Origin of the sequence: Bacillus sp. 37MA, from assembly GCF_000372765.1 — a bacterium.
In the GTDB taxonomy this organism is placed as follows: Bacteria; Bacillota; Bacilli; order Bacillales; family Domibacillaceae; genus Domibacillus; species Domibacillus aminovorans.
Genome location: NZ_KB889752.1, coordinates 1,330,675 through 1,349,531 on the forward strand (window position 1 = coordinate 1,330,675; position 18,857 = coordinate 1,349,531).

Sequence of the window (18,857 nt, forward strand, 5' to 3'; positions counted from 1 at the left end):
AAAAGAGCTGACCAGTCGACTGGAGGCTAAAGCGCAACTGCTTTAGCCTCTTTTTTATTGGTTTATTTCCTATACGGTATAAAATTATTGAGGAGGCATTAAACATGAGTGAATCAAAGCAAACAGGAATTGTTGTTAAACCAGTCGGCGGACGGATTGGTGCAGAAATTTTCGGGGCTCGCCTTTCCGGGGATTTGGATTCATTTACGATCAAAGCAATCCGTGAGGCTATTGTAAAACACAAAGTTGTATTCTTCCGTAATCAAAATCACCTGGATGATGAAGGTCACGAATTGTTTGCCCGCCTGCTTGGCACTCCAGTGCCTCATCCAACTGTTCCTGTTAAAGAAGACACTCAGTATTTGCTTGAATTAAATTCTGATCATGGCGGCCGAGCTAATTCATGGCATACAGATGTAACATTCGTCGACGCGTATCCTGAAGCCTCTATCTTACGAGCTGTTGTTGTACCAGAAGCAGGTGGTGACACAGTATGGGCAAATACAGCGGCCGCCTACGAGAGTTTGCCGAAGGAATTGAAAGATCTTGCGGATCAGCTTTGGGCATTGCACACAAATGAATTCGATTATGCAAGAAAAAGAGAGAATGTTTCACCTGAAGACGAGGCGAAATATCGTGACGTTTTCACATCAACTTTGTATGAAACAGAACATCCCGTTGTCCATATTCATCCTGAAACGGGCGAAAAAAATCTGTTGTTAGGTCATTTTGTTAAACAATTTGTCGGTTTATCGTCCTTTGACTCTTCACATTTATTTTCCATACTTCAGGGATATGTAACCCAGCTTGAAAACACAGTTCGCTGGAAGTGGAGAGCAGGAGACGTAGCGATTTGGGACAATCGGGCAACACAGCATTATGCAATTAACGATTACGGCAATGCGCAGCGTATTGTGCAAAGAATTACAATTGATGGAAAAGTTCCTGTTAGTGTGGATGGTAAAACCAGTATTACAAGAACAAAAGTGAAGAATACTTCCTTGGCGAAAGCGAATTAAAACATCCCCAAATAGATTCAACTATTTAGGGATATTTCAACAATCTGCAGAACTCTCCATTTAATCTGGGAGTTCTGCTCTTTTATTCCGTTGCCAGCTCTACCTTGAGTGAAGTCAACAAATCTTCTTCATATCGACCGGTTGTATAAATTACTTCATAGAAGTAAACTCTTTTGCGCAACGTTGCGCAAAAAGGAGCTCGGTTCGCCTATGCTGTAAAGCTGCAAGTAATGCATAGCTCTTGTGCAGGCGGTGTAGAACAATCTGCGCAGGCTCTCATCGCCGTATACTTCCGCCGATGCGTCATAAATAATGACAGCATCGAATTCGATGCCTTTGGCCAAATATGCCGGTATGACGACAACGCCTTGCTCGTATTCAATCGAGCCGCTCTTCACGAGCTTAATTTCCTCGACGCTGCTCAGGCCCTCGTATGCGGCGGTGCTCTCCACAGCGGATTTGCATATAATCGCGATCGTATTATACCGTCGCTTCCGCAAGTCTGCGACTTTGGAAGCAATGCAGCGGTGCAGTTCGGCGCGATTGGACAATTGTGTCAGCACAGGCCTCTCGCCATCGCGTTCAAAAGCGGTAATCCGTTCGCCGTCGGGTACGAGTCCGCGTGTAAATTCGACAATCGGTTTTGTGGATCTGTAGCTGCGGCTCAAGTTGATCGCAACTGTTTCATCCGGTCCGTATAAGCCGGTAAGCGTGTGGAAATCGACCATTTCGCTGGCATGGGCGAATATTGCCTGGTTAAAGTCACCGAGCACGGTCATTCTTGCCGAAGGAAACAAATGTTTCAAAAACTCGAATTGAAACGGAGAATAATCTTGCGCCTCGTCTACAAGTACATGTTTGATCGAGCTGTTCGTCTGAAAGCCTTGAATCAGCTCTTTCATAAGTAAGAACGGAGTAGCATCTTCGTAAGATAGTTTGCCTTCATATAGCATTTCCAGCGTCGCTTGACAAATCTCCGCCCACTCCGCGGGTGTTTCCCCCTCTATCCACTGTTTGATCTGCAGGGGATCAGCAAAAAGCTGCTTATATATCCCCTTAATGTCGATGAAACCAAATGTTCGGACTCGTTTACGTAACGGCTTCAATTTCTGTTGAATAATCAATCGGGCAAGTGCTTCAGGCTCGATCTCATAATCGGCAATCGATTCTCTTTTAAAGCCGCGTTTTTTCGCTAAGTAGGTATGGGCCTTATGGTACTCCTCGTTGCTAAGCAGCTCGATTTTCTCCTGTACCCACGGCTTAGTCAGTTCAGCCTTTTGGGTTTCATTTATTTTCTTAATTAGCCAATCCTTTAACTTTTCAAGTCTATTATGGAAGCGGAGTGAAGTGTCGTTACTATAAAACCTTTCTGCTATTTGTTGAGCGGTAACAATCGGCTTTCCTCTGAAGATCATGTCCTTGAATAACATTCCAGATAACTCTAACGACTTCCTATATGATTCGATCGCTTCGAAAAAAAGGGGTGATGCTTTGAATCGAATGCTCGCAACCCTTGACCTGTAGGAAGGGGTATTCGTAGCAGTTAAAACATATTCCAATTGCTCGTAGGGATTTTCAACTTGAAACTCTTTACTTAGCCGATGGTCTAAGTATTCCTGAAATGTGACCTGCTGCATATTCTCTTCGCCGAGTTCTGGCAACACATTGGAAACGTAACTATTAAACATCGAATTAGGCGAAAAAAGAATGATTTGATCGGCATTCAGCATATCTCGATATTTGTAGAGCAAATAAGCAATCCGCTGTAAGGCGGCCGATGTCTTGCCGCTGCCGGCTGCGCCCTGAACAATGAGAAGCTTCCCTCGATCATGACGGATGATCCGGTTTTGCTCCTGTTGAATGGTGGCCACTATATTGTGCATATGTTTGTTTGTACCTTTACCAAGCACCTGCTGTAAAATCTCGTCACCAATAGTGAGACTGGTATCGAACATAGATTGGATAATGCCGCCGCGGATGAGATATTGCCACTTTTTCTCCAGTATGCCATGGATGATACCTCCAGGTGTAGCATACTTGGCGGGACCAGGCTGGTAGTCGTAGTAGACACTCGAGACCGGAGCCCTCCAGTCGTAAATAAGGAAATTTTCTCCGCTTGTATCTGTGAGCGTAGAGATGCCGATATAGATTCGTTCCGCAGTTGAAGTTCCTTCTTCAATGAAATCGATTCGACCAAAATAGGGCACCTCTTGCATACGCCGCAGCGCAGATAATCTCTTAGATGCATGTCTATGGGTGCTTTGGCTTACGGACAGAGCTTGAGCCTCTTGTCTCAAGCCGATGATCGTCTCAAGATAATCGTCGAAGGTACCAATATTAACTTTTACTTCATCCCAAAAGTGTTTGCGGATATTCACAACTTCCATCCGACGCCTGGAAGTTTCGCCCTCCAATCTATTGATTTCCTCTGTAATTGTCTCCATTACGCTGTTCACTCGTTCTTGCTCCTGGCGAAGTTCCATGTTCATATCAAACACTCCTTTAAAAAAATAAAAATAGGGGTTGACTGAAAAGGTTTTTATGATGTATAATTAAAATAGGGATAATTTATACAAAAAAATAAATTTGCGGTGTATCTATATAAATTTACCACAGTTTCTCATTTTTATCAATGTATTTACACGACCATCGCTATGATGGATCATAATTGTTTCAAATTTAAAGGAAGAAAAACCCTATTTTATAAAACAAATAACTCACAAAAAATGATATCTAAATATACGATCATTTAGTGGTAGCGTCAGGAACCGCATATTTACAACGTTAAGGAAATTCCAATATTAAAAAGCCCAATTTCTTAGCATTAATCTTAAGAAATTGGGCTTTTTTTTGTTACTCCATTAAAGCGCCCTTTAATGGAATATGTAAGATACTCTATTAGGTGGTTTTAGAGTCATTTAATAATTTTTTTCCTATTGGTGTTAGAATGCCATCAATGGTGGAGAAATTTTTTTCACGCAAATAATTTTTTAGTTCAGCTTCATCCTTTTTCATGTTGGACCGAATCAATGTTTCACGTTCACTGGAGTAGGTCATGAAGGGGATACTATATCCGCAAGAAGTTTGAACTTGTTGAAATTGCTGTTTAAGACCAGATTCCACTAGGAAACTTTTCGCCTCTTTATACCTTCCCCAATTATTTGCACCAGAACCCTATTTAAACAAATCTGGATACATTTCTTTAGCTAAAAGTTCCATCCCATCTATTGTATTATAACCATAACCAAACATATAATTGTAATCCACTATATAAATCTGTTTATTTTTGATTGCCTTCATGCTTGATAATTTTGGATTCGCATAGATCTCTTCTTTCAATTTTTCAAAATCTGTGTCATCCCAGTCTGGCAATATTAATACATCTGGATCAGTCTCAATAAGCGTTTCAATACTTACTTCACCCGTCTCATCCTTAAATAAATTATCTAGCTTTACCATATTAAAGGCATCATTGAAGAACGTTTCATCGTGTGCTGGATATACATAAAGCTCTTTTGGATCGTTTGTATGCAAATAAGCAAAGGTTTTGTGCTCTTTAATGCTCTCTAATTTTGAAGTAACCGCTGCTTTTCTGTCTTTTAGCTCTTTTATAAAGCTATCTGCTTTATCTTGGACACTAAAAATTTCACCGATGTTTTCAATATCTTTATAAATAGAATCGTACGTTCCCCCTGTAACAGATGACTCTAATACGTACGTTTTAATGTCCATATCATTAAGTGTATCTACTGTACCTACACCCCAGTCTGCATTATCGAATAAACCGCCTCGTCCAAAGACTAAATCCGGGTTAGTTCCTAAAGTTACTTCTTTTCCAACATACTCGTCACTTAATATATTTAATTTAGAATACTCTTCCTCCACTGATTGATCAGGTGCTCCAAAGTTTGCCCCTACTCCAACGATTTTATCGCCTAAGCCTAAATGCAATAATAATTCTGCTGCTGGACGAGTATTAGCCATTATTCTTTCAGGTGCTTTATCAAAAACTTGATCTTTCTTTTCCCAAGTTGTTCCGCCTTCAGCTTTCGTATAATTTTGAATCGTTAGCGGGTAATGCTCTTTCGTGTCGGACTCTTCTGAGGTATTTTTACTTGAACCTCCACAAGCCGTTAATGTTAGCAGTGCCGCTAAACCGATACTAAGTAATAATTTCTTTTTCATTGTAATCCTCCTATATGCCATATGCAAAACCTAATCCATTCGTAACAGGATTAATATATGTTTGACATTTTATTTGGTATAATGCTTCAATTGTAGCTGGTGTTAGAACCTCTTCTGGTGTCCCATGTGCATAGACTTCTCCATCTTTTATTGCATAAAGATAGTCGCAGTAATGTGCTGCCATCTCTAAATCATGGAGAGCTGCTAGTACACCAATGTTTAAACTTTTTACACATGATAAAATTTCAATCTGATAGCGAATATCTAAGTGGTTCGTTGGTTCATCTAAAATCATAAATTTCGGTTGTTGCGCAATGGTTCTCGCCAAAATAACCCTTTGCTTTTCTCCACCAGACAATGATAAGAAACCTCGATTTTTGTAATCGAGTAAATTTGTTCGTGTCAAAGCTTCCTCCACAATCACAAAATCTTCTTGTTTATCTGACTCTAGCATTTTTTTATGTGGTGTTCTGCCTAACATAACCATTTGCTGTACGGTCAAATCAAAATTCATTTCATTAAACTGCCCCACTACACCTAATCGCTGTGAAATCTTTTTCTCTGAAGTTTTTAGTACATCCAAATCATCTAAAAAAACCAGCCCCTTTTGAGGAACTAAGCTTTTATAAATACTCTTTAATAGCGTTGATTTTCCACATCCATTTGGTCCGATAAGACCTACAAATTGTTGTTTTTTTACGAGGATTGAAATATTTTTAACAATCTCTTTTTTCCCAATCCTTATTTCCATTTCCTTCGCAATCAATTCCATTTTCTACCCTCCGAAGTTGTAGCCTTTTTTCACAATCATGTAGATAAATAATGGCGATCCAATAACAGAGGTAATGATTCCAATAGGCAATTCAACATTATGTATTAATGTTCTTGACAAAATGTCTGCCCATATCATGAAAAGACCTCCTAAAAGCAGTGTTCCGAGCATTAATCGCTTATGATCGGCTCCAAAAATCCCTCTTGTGATATGTGGGATAATTAAACCAACAAAGCCGATCATTCCTGCATATGCCACCATTGTTCCTGTAATAAGAGCAGTGATGATCATATAAAATTTTCGGTATGCACTTAAATTAATGCCTAGTGTAATAGCAGATTCGTCACCTAGCAGCATTGTGTTTAACACGCGATGTTGGAAAAGAAACAGAGTTGCTCCAAGCAGAACAACAATGGTCATAATAGGTGTTTTATCCCAACTTGATGAGGCTAGGCTTCCCATTGACCAAAAAGTAACGGTTTTAATTCCTTCTGCATTATTAGCAAAATAAATAATTAAGCTAGAGAAGGAGCTACACAACGCACCAATCACAACCCCTGATAAAACGAGTTTCACAGATGTTGCCTTACCGCCGATACTCGATAAAATAAGTACTGCCATTGATGTTATCATTGCACCCAAAAAGGCCCCAAATGCCACACCAAACTGAGACAAAAGTGCACTGCTTCCAAATCCAACTAAAATGGCGAATGTTGCACCTAATGAAGCCCCTGATGAAATACCAAGAATATAAGGATCAGCTAGTGGATTTTGCACAACTGCTTGCATAACAGTCCCACATAGCGAAAGTCCTATGCCAATCAACAATGCAAAAATAACTCGAGGCATCCTCACCTGCAAAATAATATTCAAGTATGATTCACTTTGGACATTATCTAGTGATCCAAATCTTCCATTTGTTAATGCATGCAATAATACGTCCATAGATTGCTTGAAAGGAATATTCACTTGTCCAATTGATACAGAATAAACAGCCGATAATAGTATTAAGCCTATTAAAAGAAAAATAATCGCATAATAAATGTTACCCATCCCTATTCCGTTGATATCCTGCTTATTCAAGATTTCACCTCTTTTACAATAATTAAATTAATTGATAATAATTATCATTATCAATTACTATTGTATTGTAAATCATAATTCGACGAAAAACAACAAGAATTTTTTTTATGATAAGTTTGTCAATCTTGTTGCTGGTATTTTGCTAGACAAGGGATATATGCCTCCCAGTTATGTTGTAAGAGATTATCAAATTGAAATCACTGATTTAAATGTATTAGGTGGGGCTATTGTATCTGGGTCATTTCAAGGATTTGATCAAGGATATTTATTAAAGGCACTTAAACAAATGAGTTCAACATTTTGTGGAGTAACCCAATTACCCTTTACTGTGACGGACGAAGAAATTTTACATCTAAATGAAAAAGGGGTAAAAGCACTATGTTTTAATATAAAACGTGGGGGTTCAGAAGATTTATCAAAGCTCGATTACTTTGCTAGACGAGTTTATGATTTAGCAGGATGGCACAGCGAGCTTTATATTGATGCAAAAGAATTGCCCGAAATTGCATCAACTATTGAAAAATTACCAGCCATATCAATCGACCATTTAGGGTTATCTGAAGAAGGACTACCACATTTATTAAAGCTGGTTGATAAAGGCATTCGAGTTAAAGCCACTGGTTTTGGCCGTGTAGAATTGAAGATCGAGAATGCCTTAAAATCAAATTATGATATTAACCCAGAAGCTCTTATGTTTGGATAGGTTTCAGCTACGAATAGGACATCGTCAAGGTTTCCAGTAACTTCTGCACTACTGTATCCTCCAATGCCCTCTTCATTAATACCGATTATCTTTAATCCTTGGATGTTTGTTGCAGTTGACGATACTTCTATTGTTGTTATGAGACAACCGTCCCCTGTGTTTACTACTTCTACATTAATTATGTTCATCTTCCTCCGAAAATTTACGGACAAAGTTTTCATTTTTAATAGCGGCATTCATAATTGAAGCCCTCCCTTTTTTCGATGTTGGATGTATAAAGCCCATAATGGGACTAGTGATGCCCTTATGTAATTCATTTTTTTACCCTCTCATTACATTCATAGCAATCAAAATACTCATATTCTTCAAGTTCATCCTCTTCTACACTCGCTCCATATTTAGGACAAAAATTAATCATTTCTTCGCTCATTTTGGTATCTTTTTATCAGTTTAATATATTATTATTTTTGAATTTTGCATATTGTACTACTTGTATTAAAAAAGGAAACCCCACAGGATCTTCTTTTTTCAGTTTAATCTCATACCCTTTTTTAATTTGTAAACAAAGCCTTTGACCAATATGAAAAAGGTGAAAATATCCTTATAATAGAAATTAAAAGTGGTCGAGAAGCCCTTCCCTCCTGGTTCAATTAGCCAGAAGTAGAAACAATAGACTTGCCGAAGGATGATTTTGAAGAAGAAAGATATGCCTTATACAGAGAATTCAATTTGAGCGATGAAGAAATTGAAATACGTGAAGAAAAAATTAAAGCCACACTGTCCTAGTGTAGCTTTAAAATAAAGTTTGATTAAAAACACTCCAAAAAATCTGTTTATAACAACCAATAAAAATACTCCATTTTGAAAAAAGATTGATCAAAATGGGGTATTTTCGTTTGCTTAATTCATTAATTTTTATAAAAAAGTTTAATCATTTCGGTGATGATTATTGTGTTAATCATGGTAAGGAGAGATTTTGATGAAAAAGCATACGATACTCATTTCTTTCTTAATGATAGTGTCCCTTTTGCTAGTCGCCTGTCAACTAGAACCAAAACGTTCCGAAGCTAAGATTCAGGGGGACCTTCCGTCTTCCAAAGAGGGAATTACAATCAAGCTAAAAAAAGATCAATATACCACAAAGGATAATGAAGTCGCGGTTACTTTGCAAAATGATGGGAAGGTTACATTCCTTTATGGCACCGACTTTTTATTAGAGAAAAACTGTGTAATGACAATAAAGTTGTTTAATTTTGAATCCGAAAATATTTTTACACCGTCCGCAAATTTGGACGGTGTAAAAATAAAGTAGTTTAATTTTTGGTGCAATTGCCGAATAACACCTCATAGATGTAACAATAAAGTCGTTTAAATTGATGGGTTGTTCCACAATCGCGACCGTTTGTTTAAGATTACTGAATCAAAATATTTCCTACGTATTGCGCACTACCTGCAAGACTTTTAAATTCAACTTTTAACACATAATTTCCTTTGTCAGATGGAAATCTAAACTCTCTAAGATCATTCATTTTAATTTCAATTTGGTCCTCATCATTTAATAGAACAGCTGTTATCTCAGGATCTGTCCAAATATCTCCACCATTTTTTTCATTTTCTTTGAAATCTAAAGTGACTTCTTGGTTTGCAGAAACTTTTATTTCATCCTGAGATAATCCAAATTCTTGAACATCCTTTATTGTCTCGTGTACATCCTCACTTTCTGTATCCCAACTGATATTCGCTTCTGTTAATTGTATATCTACAGTCTCAATGTATAAATGGGCAGTTGGAACACCCACATCGTAATCTTCTCCAATACATCCTGTTAGTGTTAAAATAAAAAGTAAGCCTATAAATAATTTCATGTTACACCTCTCTGATAGATATCGGTTTTTATTCAACAATATGGCCCGATTGTTGAATAGCATGACTTGCATTTTTAAACGACTTTATTATTTTTTAATCGACTTTATTGTAATTAAACAACTTTATTATCATAAAACAACGGCAACAAAAGCGAATTGGTTAATAAAATCATGTATGCTTATCTGGTTGAAAATGATTTGATGTGAGGGTGCTGAAAGTTGAGCAGCCTTTTTTGTGCAATAAAAAAAGCAGCAAACGCTGCTTTTTCACTTATATCTTTAGTAATCTATTCATGGAGCAATTTATAAATGATGGCAGCTACAATAGCTCCTAATGTTGTTGCTACAATATAAATCCATAAATATTCTAATTGTCCAGACATAAGCGCTGGACCTATATCACGAGCAGGATTCATTGATGCCCCACTTATAGGTCCAGCAAACATTAATTCTAAACCTATTGTTGAACCTATAGCAATACCTGCAAAAGATTTCACTGCTTTTCCATGAACAGCTGATCCAAATATGACCATCATTAATAAAAAGGTAAGAATAAATTCCAATACAAATGATTGCTGCCATGAATATCTAGGCATATTCGCTCCTAAATTAGCTACATTACCGAACATCGCCAATAAAGTTGAACTTGCTGCAATAGCTGCAATGATCTGAACAATAATATATTGAATAGCTTCTTTTATAGAAATATCTCGACTAACTAGAAATCCAATCGTTACAGCAGGATTAAAATGAGCGCCAGAAATGTGACCAAACGTATAAATTAACGCTATAACGACTAAGCCGAATGTTAGGGCAATGCCTATATGTGTTAAACTTTCTGTCAATGTGTTACTGATAATAGCTCCAGTACCGGCGAATACTAAAAAGTAAGTACCAATAAATTCCGCGATTAATTTTTTCTGAGTTATTCCGGTATTCATAATAAAAATAATTCCTCCAATTTCAAATAATCAAAAAATTTAACTTAAAATGCTATGAAACAATCCCATTTTTTATTGCAGGTATATTCACCCCCTTTTTTTATAATTGATGGAAATTATCAATTACAATAATATTAAAATGAAAAATAATTGTCAATTCTATTTTTTTATAGAATTATTAATTTTCAGTTAACTCGCCCCCTTTTTCTGATGATCGGTCGCATCGAGATTTTACATGCTTTTCTATATGCTTTCTACGCTTATTTTCTCATACGCCACAGGGACAACATCCATTTTCACTTTTTTAGCCACGACATAGCGTCTGTAACCGTCTGTGAGGATCTTTGTCTCCCGATTAATCATGATTGGCTCATCTAAGTGGCCTGTCCTTTTGACATAGTCTATAACTTGCTGCGTTTTTTCAGCATTCGGTCGTGAATGTAAAAATTCTTCAGGTATACGAATCTGTTCAAGCGAAATGAAATCTTCTGTTCCTTCTCCTTCCCCGATAAAAATCAATCCGAGCAGCTTGAAATGGATTAGGTGAATATTTGTAAAAAATGAAAAACCAAGAAAACAAGAGAAAAATCATGAAAAACGATGAAAGACAGAGATGATTTCGTTTCCATTCCCCATGTTTACGTTTACATGGGGAATGTTTCCGTTTTCACTGACTTTGTAAAAAGAGCCTATAGGGACGATAATAAAGACATACCAAAGAGGAAGAGAATTACCTAAATTTGTTTGATAACAAGACAACCAGGTAACCAAATACCGTAAGCAAAATCCAAATTTACTGAGGAGGAACTTTTTAATGGCTACTAACAATGGATATGTAATTACACAGCAATCGCATCGTTCAAATCAGCATTACTCTGCCGACTTTCCACCTGTAATTACACAGCGGTCGGGTCGTTCAAATCAGCATTACTCTGCCGACTTTCCACCTGTAATTACACAGCGATCGGGTCGTTCAAATTAGCATTAATCTGCAGAGTTTGCCTCTGAACTTACACAAATGTAATAATATGAGTCGTGAAGAAGCTGGACGTAAAGGTGGAGAAAAAAGCCGGTGTTAAGTACTCATTCAAGGCCTGAAAGAGAATACTTACATGCATTCTCTTTTTCAAAGCTTTGTTAAAGAAACCATGAGCTTTCCCATCTTGAACTGAACCCCCTTTAATGGACAGTTTAATAAAAGAAGACCTGCAGCTTACGCTGCAATCAGATGACTCCGGCGCAATACCGAAGTCATCTTTTTTAAATTCCACTGCTTTCGTGTGGAGTTGTAATGGTAAAACCCTAATCGAATGGCCCGTAACCGAGATGATACTGCACAATATTGGCCAATTGTTATAAGACGTATTGATCGAGCGTTTATATCCTTTTTAGGAGACCCAATTATTTAAGTAAACGTCTGGCAAAGATGATATAAGGAGGAACCGCAGAATGAGACGACAAGAAAAAATCGGTTCAATTAATGAAATTGTAATCGATACATTAAATTTGCCTATACAACCGAACACGCCCATTTTTTCAGGGGAAACCAACCTTACAAATATGAAGGAAGTCCACCCAGAAGATTTTGAGAAATACGGAGATCATTTAAGAGAGATAATCTTTTCACCCGATTATATTTCCCTACATCCACGCCAAGGATCTATTGAGTATATTAAGCTGTTTTACGGTGAAGGAAAGGAAGAACGTGTTAACGTAGCCGTCCGTGAAAGCAAAAGTGGCGTTTTTTACGTCCGTTCTTTGTATGTTATGAGTGAGAATACTGTGCTAAAGTACAAAAAAAATGGATCGTTTAAAGAGTATAGAAATAAAAGACCACAACATATTTCATAGTCTTTTATACTTGGCAAATATTTAAGTTTGATGACATTCTCACATCTCCAATAACGGCGATAAGGAAGCAATTTGCGCTCTTTTGCAGCCCAGTGATTGATTTTTTCTTAATCTATAAGATATATAACCAACAATACAGAGTTTTTGTAAATTAAGGGGATTACTAAAAATAATGAGGTGTTAAGAGCAAGTATCTTTTGTAGAGTTTTTAAGATGTATGTCGAAGAAAAAACGCTTATTAGGGCTCTCTTTATAATGGACACCCTCATAAAAGGAGCACGTTGACATAAATAAACCGATTCTCTTTTTTTATGATTGAGAATCGGTGGGTGGGTCACTTTGATAATGTTGGTTAGTTAAAATCATTTATATCCGTCCTACCCTTTTATTTTTTGTAAGATTCGTGTTTTCTAAAGCCCTTTTTATTTTTTGTCAACGATTGTGCCGTTTTCCCATGCTTTCGTCAATTCTTTACCGTATATTTTCATAGCTTCTGTGATCGTTGTCATAACTTTAGTCATTTGGATAATCTCCTTTCGATTTGTTGACCTGTTTTGTTATTTCCTAAAGATAAGCTTTTACTTTTTCTTTTTGTCAGCGTCAGCGATTGATCCATTTTCCCACGCTTTTGTTATTTCATTTCCGTACAATTTCATAGCGTCAGTAACAGTTGTAATAACTTTAGTCATTTAGGTGTAATCCCCTTCCTCTAGAAACTTACTATGAAGAAAATCCAGAAGCAGTATATGAAAATATAGAAACAGTTCTTGATGAGTTAAATTTAGAAAATATAGAAGTAATATCTGAAGAAGAATTGGAAAACCAGTTAAAAGAACCCTTCGCTGCAAAAGCTTCTCTTCCTAATGCCGGTTCTGTAAGATTTCGTAACGTAAGTCATACAAGTACAAATTTTAGAGCTACTTTACAAGCTGTAAATGTTGGTATTGATAAGATTGATCAAATCGGTGGAAGATTATATGGCTATGCAATTTTGCCAAATAAGACAAGCTATACAATAACCCTTAATTCTCCTTTCAACGAAACTTCAGTGAATATTGGGGTCACAAACATAAGAGATTGTAATATTGCTCATTACAAAAAGAAAGCTAAATTCGTTGCTGAATATATAGTACGGGATGGTTCAGCTATAGCTACACCGACACCAGCGTCTGTAACTTGGGATGGACCATAATAAATCTCTATTTTTAAAAAAACAAACTCAAAAGACATATTTTATATTTATTATAAAATATATCTTTTTTGATGAAGATCGTATTAATACTTTACAGTAAGAAATCCACTATCATTAAATGTATAACCATCTTCACTTTTCACTAACTCATAGGAGTAAATAATGCATTCTTTATTTTCAGATTGTACGAAAAAGTCTATTGTTTCTATTCCTTCTAACAGATTTTCAAATGTTTCTACCATGTCAAATTTGCTTGTTTTTTTACATTCTTTTAGTTTCTTATTCAACTCATTTTTTAATAAAATCCTATCCTTTTTCGTTGCTTTTCTTATAACACTGGATTCCCTTATCAATAAATCATCAATTTCTTTTTCACTAAAAAAATTACGGTCACTCATTTCATTCTCAACTCCTTATTTTCATTTTCCTTGAATCAATATTTAATTATCCATGTTTTACGTTATCCAAAGAATCAATGATGTCTGCGTCCCAATAAAAGCCCCTGTATACTCGCTATTTGCTTGCTAGTAGATAGCTATTTTTTTACTTTTGTTATTACTAGCAATTTGATTCATAAGGATAGCTTTCCTCCTGCCAGGCGCTACAAAATCGTAAATACTTAGCTCTAAAACCCGTTTGTCTCCTTCGTAATACCATCCTTTTACCAATCGAGGGTAGGGGCACTTCTTACAAAGAAAAAGTTTCTAGTACCTGGTCCACCATGTCATCATTAATGCCAATATACCGAAGGGTAACAGATGGCGCTGAATGTCCGAAGATCTGCTGCAACATGGCCACGTCCTTTGTCTGCTGATAAAAGTGATAACCAAACGTTTTCCGCATCGTATGCGTGCCGATCGCACCTTCAATCCTACACGCCCGTGCAGCCCCGTTAATGATCCGCCACGCCGTTTCACGGCCAATTGCACCTTTTCCCTTTACGAGAAGGAAAAAGAAGGTCAGAATCAGCCATCTGGCGCGTGTATTTCTCAATTTCCTGTTTCAATGCACCCGTCATGCGAATTTTCCGGATTTTCCCCGTTTTTCTTTCTTTGATTCACAGATGTTCGGTATTCCGGACGTCCATGACCCGGAGTGATACGATATCACTGATCCGCAGCCCCGAATTGATGCCGAACGTAAAAAGAAAGTAATCCCGGTACGACTGATGCAGCAGATATTCTTTCATGGCCCGGATCGGTTCCACACTGTTTTGTCCTTGTTTTGCTGCCATGAAAACCCTCCTTTACTGTTTTCCTAATTTTATATAAAAATGATTTTATTGTATAAACCGTTCCTTTATACTCGTGGAAAGGAGAGGTTTTGATGAAAAAGCACACGATACTCATTTCTTTCTTAACGATACTGTCCCTTTTGTTAGTTGCCTGCCAGTCAAACGAGCAACGAGCAACGGAAGATGCAGACAAAAAACTCACTGAAAAAGCAGCTGTTCAAGCGCTTCCAATTGCAACAGAAGGCATCATGGTCACAATAGAAAAGGAACACTATACAACCTCCACGGATGAAATCACCTTAACGATTCAAAATGACAGCAATAAGGACTTTTCGAGTGGTGTTCATATCTTTCTACAAAAAAAGGTGAACGACACATGGTATGAGTTTCCTTACAAGGCGACGATGTTTACAGCAGAAGGGCTGGTTCTTCGCTCTGGGGGAACCACTTCACTGAGTCTCTTAACGAATGAATTAAAATATGAGCTGACACCTGGTGAATACCGAGCTACTCTTGGAAGTTTTGCTGCCCCTTTCGAAATCATTAAGCCGTAAAATGGATACATTATGTTGTATTCAATATAACAGAATGATTCAAAACATTGTATTTGATTCCCTTCTCGCCAACCAAATCAAGCGCCATCCCTTGAAACGAAAGGGATGGCGCTTGTTTTTTCTATGGTTATCGAATGCAACATAATTGCATTTATGTTGCATTCAAATATAAAAGGTGTCTTGAAATAACTGGAACAACTAAGGGGGTCTTCTTACTTAAAGAATATTGATGCTAAGACAAAACCTATTAAAATTACAAGGATTAAAATGCCAATGCCTTTCCAACCTAAACTACCTGCTAAATCAGCAAGGTTTCCAGTCCCAGCCTTATTAAATGCATCATTCATATTTCCAGTTGGATTTCTTTTTAATTCTGCTTGTCTTAGTCTTTCTCTTGTTCTTTCAGGAGTTTCTTTATCTTCGCTCATTTTAGCACCCCCTATTTTCTATAACTCTAACATAATTTGTTAATTAATAATTAATCCTTGTCTTAATAGCTATCTAAGTTAATCAAAAAAACCCTCGATTTTTTAAAATGTCGAAGGTTTTTGAATACAATACAACATAATTACATTTATGTTGCATTTGATAAGTGAATTAGACGTAATATCATTTAGGTATATGTGAAATCTTGTTCAAAAGCTACAATAGAACATATATAATTGCACTTATACTAGACTAGAGGTGAACCAAAATGTATTGGACTCCATTATTTGAAAACGATGTACCAGTAGCACTCTTCTGCTCTTAATGGAGTGAAGGTGACTACATCTCTCCGTTAGGGGCATTCTCGACCTAAATAAAAGACGGAGGGTACAAAAAAATGAAAAACACCTTATTAGGTTCTTTATATTTAATTTTAGCATCCAGTATTTGGGGTGGTATGTACGTTGTTGTTAAAGTTGTAGTATCGGTCATACCTCCACTGGAACTTGTGTGGATGCGATATATAGTGGCTATTGTCGCACTTCTCATTATCGGCTTCATAACACGGCAAAAATGGCGAATCGACAAACGTTATTTCCTAATAATTATAGCCATCGGGGTCATTGGCAACACCATTTCAATTGTTGCTCAGGAAGCTGGTACAATGCTATCTTCAGCACAAATGGGAGCCATTATAACTTCTTCAACACCAGCATTTATGGTGATTTTTGCTCGCTTACTCCTTAAAGAACGGTTGACGTTAAAAAAGGGACTCTCTGTTTGTTTAGCGACAATTGGGGTTTTTCTCATTGTTGGAATCGGTGATGTAGATTTGTCCGGCAAGCTTGGTGGTATTGCACTGCTTATTGCTGCTTTAACATGGGCACTCATGTCTGTACTTGTAAAGCTTTTGCCGAGCGATTATTCACAAATTGTTGTGACAACCTATTCCATCTTGGTAGCCCTAATCGTGTTGACCCCTTTTGTTTTGCCACGGTTACACGAAATTAATATCTCTGAGCTGACTCACCCGACTATTTGGGGAGGGCTCTTGTATTTGGGCATTGTCTCAACAGCAGGTGGATTTCTACTTTGGAATCGTGGATTACAAATGCTTAACGCCTCAAGTGGGGGGATATTTTTCTTCTTTCAGCCCGTGGTTGGAACATTACTTGGATGGCTTATTCTAGGAGAGACCATAGGGACAATGTTTTGGATAGGTTCTATCCTAATTCTCACAGGTGTTTTATTCGTTATCATCGAGAAAAAATAGTATTTAAAAACCCCCTTCAACTGTATCTGAAGGGGGTTTGCTTGTGTAACAGGAACCAAGAGCTAAATGCTCCGTTAATAGAATAAGAAACCATTTCATAAATAACGAGTTATGACACCGAAACAAAAAAGCCCCAGTTTTTAAAGGTCTGAGTTTTCCCAATACAACATAATTGTTATTATGTTGCATTCATTTTTCAGTATTGATAATGCCAAGTAGACATCCATGTATGTAATTTTAAGTTGTTCTTAAGTTACTCAAAACATTAGGTGGGATAGAATGAATGTAAAACATATGTTATTCTTAATTTAACAAAATAGGAATAGTTTTCAAAATTAGCCTTATTACACTGATAATAATAAATTAAAGGAGCTTGTTATGAAAAAGAAAATTGCTTACGGTGTGCTTGGATTATCAATAGCAGCATCTGGAACATTAGCAACTTACTTTGCTCTTAAAAATAATGACGATAAAGTAGCAGCGACAGAAATAAAAGAAACGAAAGAATCAAGTCTAGAAGCAGTTGAATACACAGTTAGTGCTGATGATCTTGCTAAATCTGCGAAAGAAATTGGGGATATAAAAGATGAGGATACTTTAAGCTCGATAATGGAACATATGTCTTTGCAAAAGGTTAACATTGGCGATGAACAATTTACTCCTAAAGGTATTGATCCGAACAGTATAAACCGTATTCAAATGACCAAGGAGAATGTAACATTTTTAAAGCAAAGTCTTGGTTCTATTGACATCTCTAGAAACACCAGGACTGATGGATATGACTACGAAAGTATCTTGAATAAGTGGCTGGAAGGAAACTTTGACAATATAACAAAAGAAGTTGAGTTCCTTTTGGGTCTTTATAATAATGGTGTTTACACTGGCGACAAGATAACGAAGAAAAGCGAAGCTGAAGAACAAGAATACATCTCGCATTTTTTCAATAATCCTATTCTCACTGAGGAAAAAACACCAAGTACGGGTCCCTCTGCTCAGGTTTACAATGAGAAAAATGAGCTTGTTTATACTTACACTCAAGAAGAAATGAAAGAGGCAGCCAAGCAAGCAGAGGCTCGCCATCAAGTTTCTGAAAAAGTAAACAGTACACTCGCTAATTATCTTCAAGCAGTAAAAGAAAAGAATGTTGATGGCGTATTAGATCTAGTCATCGACGAACGCTATGAGGATGTGGAACGACAAAAGAAAGAATACAGTCTGCTTTTAAATAAAGAGGAGTTAATAACCTATGAAATTGACCCTACCTCTACGATTGATTCCGCGGGAAGACATAGCTTTAAAACCATACTAACGTATGCGGATGGAACAATTGAGCAAGTGCCTGTCGACCTTGTATTATTGGATGGTGAATGGAAAGTACATATTGATGCACATTCACTTAATGATGGTTATAAAGTGATCAAAGCAGAAGATACAGAAGGATCTGACTCTTAAGTCGCCATGAGATTAAATGAAAATTATCAAAGATGATATAGCGATTATCAGCAAGTAAAAACGCCCTGGATTTTTAAAATTCAGGGCGTTTTTAATGTAACATATTTTGTTTTATGTTGCATTCGATAATTGAATTAGACGTAATATCATTTACGTTTATATGAAACCATTTTATATATTGATATTACTGAATCGGCAAAACGGTTTTAATTCTTTTAAGTTTTGACACCTTGCGAATAAAAAAAGACCACCTCGTATGAGATGGATACATCTTTCTAGCTATTGAACTAAAGCACCTCGTTAGTTT

19 protein-coding genes and 2 pseudogenes are annotated in these 18,857 nt (G+C 36.9%); 9 read left to right on the plus strand and 12 right to left on the minus strand.

Going from position 1 to position 18,857, the window contains the following annotated elements:
- The first annotated feature begins 104 nt into the window (after positions 1–104).
- Complete coding sequence (locus A3M5_RS0107525; protein WP_018393153.1) at positions 105–1,019, plus strand: TauD/TfdA dioxygenase family protein; 915 nt, start codon at positions 105–107, stop codon at positions 1,017–1,019.
- 155 nt (positions 1,020–1,174) lie between these two features.
- Here A3M5_RS0107525 and helD read toward each other — a convergent pair whose 3' ends face one another.
- The 5 genes from helD to A3M5_RS0107550 all read right to left on the minus strand — a co-directional run bounded on the left by helD (position 1,175) and on the right by A3M5_RS0107550 (position 7,029).
- Entirely contained in the window at positions 1,175–3,508 is a 2,334-nt protein-coding gene (helD, locus tag A3M5_RS0107530; protein ID WP_018393154.1) for an RNA polymerase recycling motor HelD, read from the minus strand.
- 409 nt (positions 3,509–3,917) lie between these two features.
- Complete coding sequence (locus tag A3M5_RS0107535; RefSeq protein ID WP_018393155.1) at positions 3,918–4,142, minus strand: hypothetical protein; 225 nt, start codon at positions 4,140–4,142, stop codon at positions 3,918–3,920.
- Between the two features lie 51 nt (positions 4,143–4,193).
- Positions 4,194–5,204 carry an ABC transporter substrate-binding protein gene (locus A3M5_RS0107540; RefSeq protein WP_018393156.1) on the minus strand — a complete coding sequence of 337 codons (1,011 nt, stop codon included), beginning with the start codon at positions 5,202–5,204 and terminating at the stop codon, positions 4,194–4,196.
- Between the two features lie 10 nt (positions 5,205–5,214).
- A complete protein-coding gene (locus tag A3M5_RS0107545) occupies positions 5,215–5,976 on the minus strand; it encodes an ABC transporter ATP-binding protein (RefSeq protein WP_018393157.1) in 762 nt (253 codons plus the stop codon).
- 3 nt (positions 5,977–5,979) lie between these two features.
- Complete coding sequence (locus A3M5_RS0107550; protein WP_193568226.1) at positions 5,980–7,029, minus strand: FecCD family ABC transporter permease; 1,050 nt, start codon at positions 7,027–7,029, stop codon at positions 5,980–5,982.
- A gap of 166 nt (positions 7,030–7,195) precedes the next feature.
- On the opposite strand from A3M5_RS0107550, the pseudogene A3M5_RS22510 reads away from it, so the two are divergent.
- Positions 7,196–7,759, plus strand: a pseudogene (locus A3M5_RS22510) (amidohydrolase family protein); the annotation flags it as partial.
- Here the strand turns inward: A3M5_RS22510 and A3M5_RS0107560 are convergent.
- Positions 7,726–7,998, minus strand: coding sequence for a hypothetical protein (locus tag A3M5_RS0107560; RefSeq protein ID WP_018393160.1), 273 nt, complete (start codon positions 7,996–7,998; stop codon positions 7,726–7,728). The pseudogene A3M5_RS22510 and the gene A3M5_RS0107560 overlap by 34 nt on opposite strands.
- 743 nt (positions 7,999–8,741) lie before the next feature.
- Here A3M5_RS0107560 and A3M5_RS0107570 point away from each other — a divergent pair.
- Positions 8,742–9,074: an immunoglobulin-like domain-containing protein gene (locus A3M5_RS0107570; protein WP_018393162.1), complete on the plus strand. Its 333-nt coding sequence runs from the start codon at positions 8,742–8,744 to the stop codon at positions 9,072–9,074.
- Between the two features lie 100 nt (positions 9,075–9,174).
- Here A3M5_RS0107570 and A3M5_RS0107575 read toward each other — a convergent pair whose 3' ends face one another.
- The 3 genes from A3M5_RS0107575 to A3M5_RS22515 form a co-directional block, all read right to left on the minus strand.
- Entirely contained in the window at positions 9,175–9,627 is a 453-nt protein-coding gene (locus A3M5_RS0107575; protein ID WP_018393163.1) for a hypothetical protein, read from the minus strand.
- 287 nt (positions 9,628–9,914) lie between these two features.
- Positions 9,915–10,568, minus strand: coding sequence for an MIP/aquaporin family protein (locus A3M5_RS0107580; RefSeq protein ID WP_018393164.1), 654 nt, complete (start codon positions 10,566–10,568; stop codon positions 9,915–9,917).
- 243 nt (positions 10,569–10,811) lie between these two features.
- Positions 10,812–11,087, minus strand: a complete 276-nt coding sequence (locus tag A3M5_RS22515; RefSeq protein ID WP_018393165.1) for a ParB N-terminal domain-containing protein — start codon at positions 11,085–11,087, stop codon at positions 10,812–10,814.
- A 295-nt stretch (positions 11,088–11,382) separates the two neighbouring features.
- On the opposite strand from A3M5_RS22515, the gene A3M5_RS25755 reads away from it, so the two are divergent.
- The 3 genes from A3M5_RS25755 to A3M5_RS0107610 all read left to right on the plus strand — a co-directional run bounded on the left by A3M5_RS25755 (position 11,383) and on the right by A3M5_RS0107610 (position 13,611).
- A complete protein-coding gene (locus A3M5_RS25755; protein ID WP_018393166.1) occupies positions 11,383–11,550 on the plus strand; it encodes a hypothetical protein in 168 nt (55 codons plus the stop codon).
- 467 nt (positions 11,551–12,017) lie between these two features.
- Positions 12,018–12,419, plus strand: coding sequence for a PBECR3 domain-containing polyvalent protein (locus tag A3M5_RS0107595; protein WP_018393167.1), 402 nt, complete (start codon positions 12,018–12,020; stop codon positions 12,417–12,419).
- Between the two features lie 814 nt (positions 12,420–13,233).
- Positions 13,234–13,611: a hypothetical protein gene (locus A3M5_RS0107610; protein WP_018393170.1), complete on the plus strand. Its 378-nt coding sequence runs from the start codon at positions 13,234–13,236 to the stop codon at positions 13,609–13,611.
- A gap of 83 nt (positions 13,612–13,694) precedes the next feature.
- On the opposite strand, the gene A3M5_RS0107615 is transcribed toward A3M5_RS0107610, so the two are convergent.
- Both A3M5_RS0107615 and A3M5_RS22520 read right to left on the minus strand, forming a co-directional pair.
- The gene (locus A3M5_RS0107615) at positions 13,695–14,009 is read right to left on the minus strand and encodes a hypothetical protein (RefSeq protein ID WP_018393171.1); all 315 of its coding nucleotides are present in this window, start codon (positions 14,007–14,009) and stop codon (positions 13,695–13,697) included.
- Between the two features lie 289 nt (positions 14,010–14,298).
- Positions 14,299–14,845 (minus strand): annotated as a pseudogene (locus A3M5_RS22520) (site-specific integrase).
- 92 nt (positions 14,846–14,937) lie between these two features.
- Here A3M5_RS22520 and A3M5_RS0107625 point away from each other — a divergent pair.
- Positions 14,938–15,399 carry an immunoglobulin-like domain-containing protein gene (locus A3M5_RS0107625; protein ID WP_018393172.1) on the plus strand — a complete coding sequence of 154 codons (462 nt, stop codon included), beginning with the start codon at positions 14,938–14,940 and terminating at the stop codon, positions 15,397–15,399.
- A gap of 212 nt (positions 15,400–15,611) precedes the next feature.
- Here the strand turns inward: A3M5_RS0107625 and A3M5_RS0107630 are convergent, their stop codons facing one another.
- Positions 15,612–15,827, minus strand: a complete 216-nt coding sequence (locus tag A3M5_RS0107630; protein WP_018393173.1) for a DUF6366 family protein — start codon at positions 15,825–15,827, stop codon at positions 15,612–15,614.
- Positions 15,828–16,222: 395 nt separating this feature from the next.
- Between A3M5_RS0107630 and A3M5_RS0107635 the strand changes: the two genes are divergently transcribed.
- Together A3M5_RS0107635 and A3M5_RS0107640 are read left to right on the plus strand one after the other, a co-directional pair.
- Positions 16,223–17,098 carry a DMT family transporter gene (locus tag A3M5_RS0107635; protein ID WP_018393174.1) on the plus strand — a complete coding sequence of 292 codons (876 nt, stop codon included), beginning with the start codon at positions 16,223–16,225 and terminating at the stop codon, positions 17,096–17,098.
- A gap of 378 nt (positions 17,099–17,476) precedes the next feature.
- Positions 17,477–18,550 carry a DUF6241 domain-containing protein gene (locus A3M5_RS0107640; RefSeq protein WP_018393175.1) on the plus strand — a complete coding sequence of 358 codons (1,074 nt, stop codon included), beginning with the start codon at positions 17,477–17,479 and terminating at the stop codon, positions 18,548–18,550.
- Positions 18,551–18,857 lie beyond the last annotated feature (307 nt).

What these genes read in the sequence shown, in the direction of transcription:
- A3M5_RS0107525 (WP_018393153.1), top strand. Translation starts at nt 105, where the DNA reads ATGAGTGAATCAAAGCAAACAGGAATTGTTGTTAAACCAGTCGGCGGA.
- helD (WP_018393154.1), bottom strand. Translation starts at nt 3,508, where the DNA reads ATGAACATGGAACTTCGCCAGGAGCAAGAACGAGTGAACAGCGTAATG.
- A3M5_RS0107540 (WP_018393156.1), bottom strand. Translation starts at nt 5,204, where the DNA reads ATGAAAAAGAAATTATTACTTAGTATCGGTTTAGCGGCACTGCTAACA.
- A3M5_RS0107545 (WP_018393157.1), bottom strand. Translation starts at nt 5,976, where the DNA reads ATGGAATTGATTGCGAAGGAAATGGAAATAAGGATTGGGAAAAAAGAG.
- A3M5_RS0107550 (WP_193568226.1), bottom strand. Translation starts at nt 7,029, where the DNA reads ATGGGTAACATTTATTATGCGATTATTTTTCTTTTAATAGGCTTAATA.
- A3M5_RS0107560 (WP_018393160.1), bottom strand. Translation starts at nt 7,998, where the DNA reads ATGCCGCTATTAAAAATGAAAACTTTGTCCGTAAATTTTCGGAGGAAG.
- A3M5_RS0107570 (WP_018393162.1), top strand. Translation starts at nt 8,742, where the DNA reads ATGAAAAAGCATACGATACTCATTTCTTTCTTAATGATAGTGTCCCTT.
- A3M5_RS0107575 (WP_018393163.1), bottom strand. Translation starts at nt 9,627, where the DNA reads ATGAAATTATTTATAGGCTTACTTTTTATTTTAACACTAACAGGATGT.
- A3M5_RS0107580 (WP_018393164.1), bottom strand. Translation starts at nt 10,568, where the DNA reads ATGAATACCGGAATAACTCAGAAAAAATTAATCGCGGAATTTATTGGT.
- A3M5_RS25755 (WP_018393166.1), top strand. Translation starts at nt 11,383, where the DNA reads ATGGCTACTAACAATGGATATGTAATTACACAGCAATCGCATCGTTCA.
- A3M5_RS0107595 (WP_018393167.1), top strand. Translation starts at nt 12,018, where the DNA reads ATGAGACGACAAGAAAAAATCGGTTCAATTAATGAAATTGTAATCGAT.
- A3M5_RS0107615 (WP_018393171.1), bottom strand. Translation starts at nt 14,009, where the DNA reads ATGAGTGACCGTAATTTTTTTAGTGAAAAAGAAATTGATGATTTATTG.
- A3M5_RS0107625 (WP_018393172.1), top strand. Translation starts at nt 14,938, where the DNA reads ATGAAAAAGCACACGATACTCATTTCTTTCTTAACGATACTGTCCCTT.
- A3M5_RS0107630 (WP_018393173.1), bottom strand. Translation starts at nt 15,827, where the DNA reads ATGAGCGAAGATAAAGAAACTCCTGAAAGAACAAGAGAAAGACTAAGA.
- A3M5_RS0107635 (WP_018393174.1), top strand. Translation starts at nt 16,223, where the DNA reads ATGAAAAACACCTTATTAGGTTCTTTATATTTAATTTTAGCATCCAGT.
- A3M5_RS0107640 (WP_018393175.1), top strand. Translation starts at nt 17,477, where the DNA reads ATGAAAAAGAAAATTGCTTACGGTGTGCTTGGATTATCAATAGCAGCA.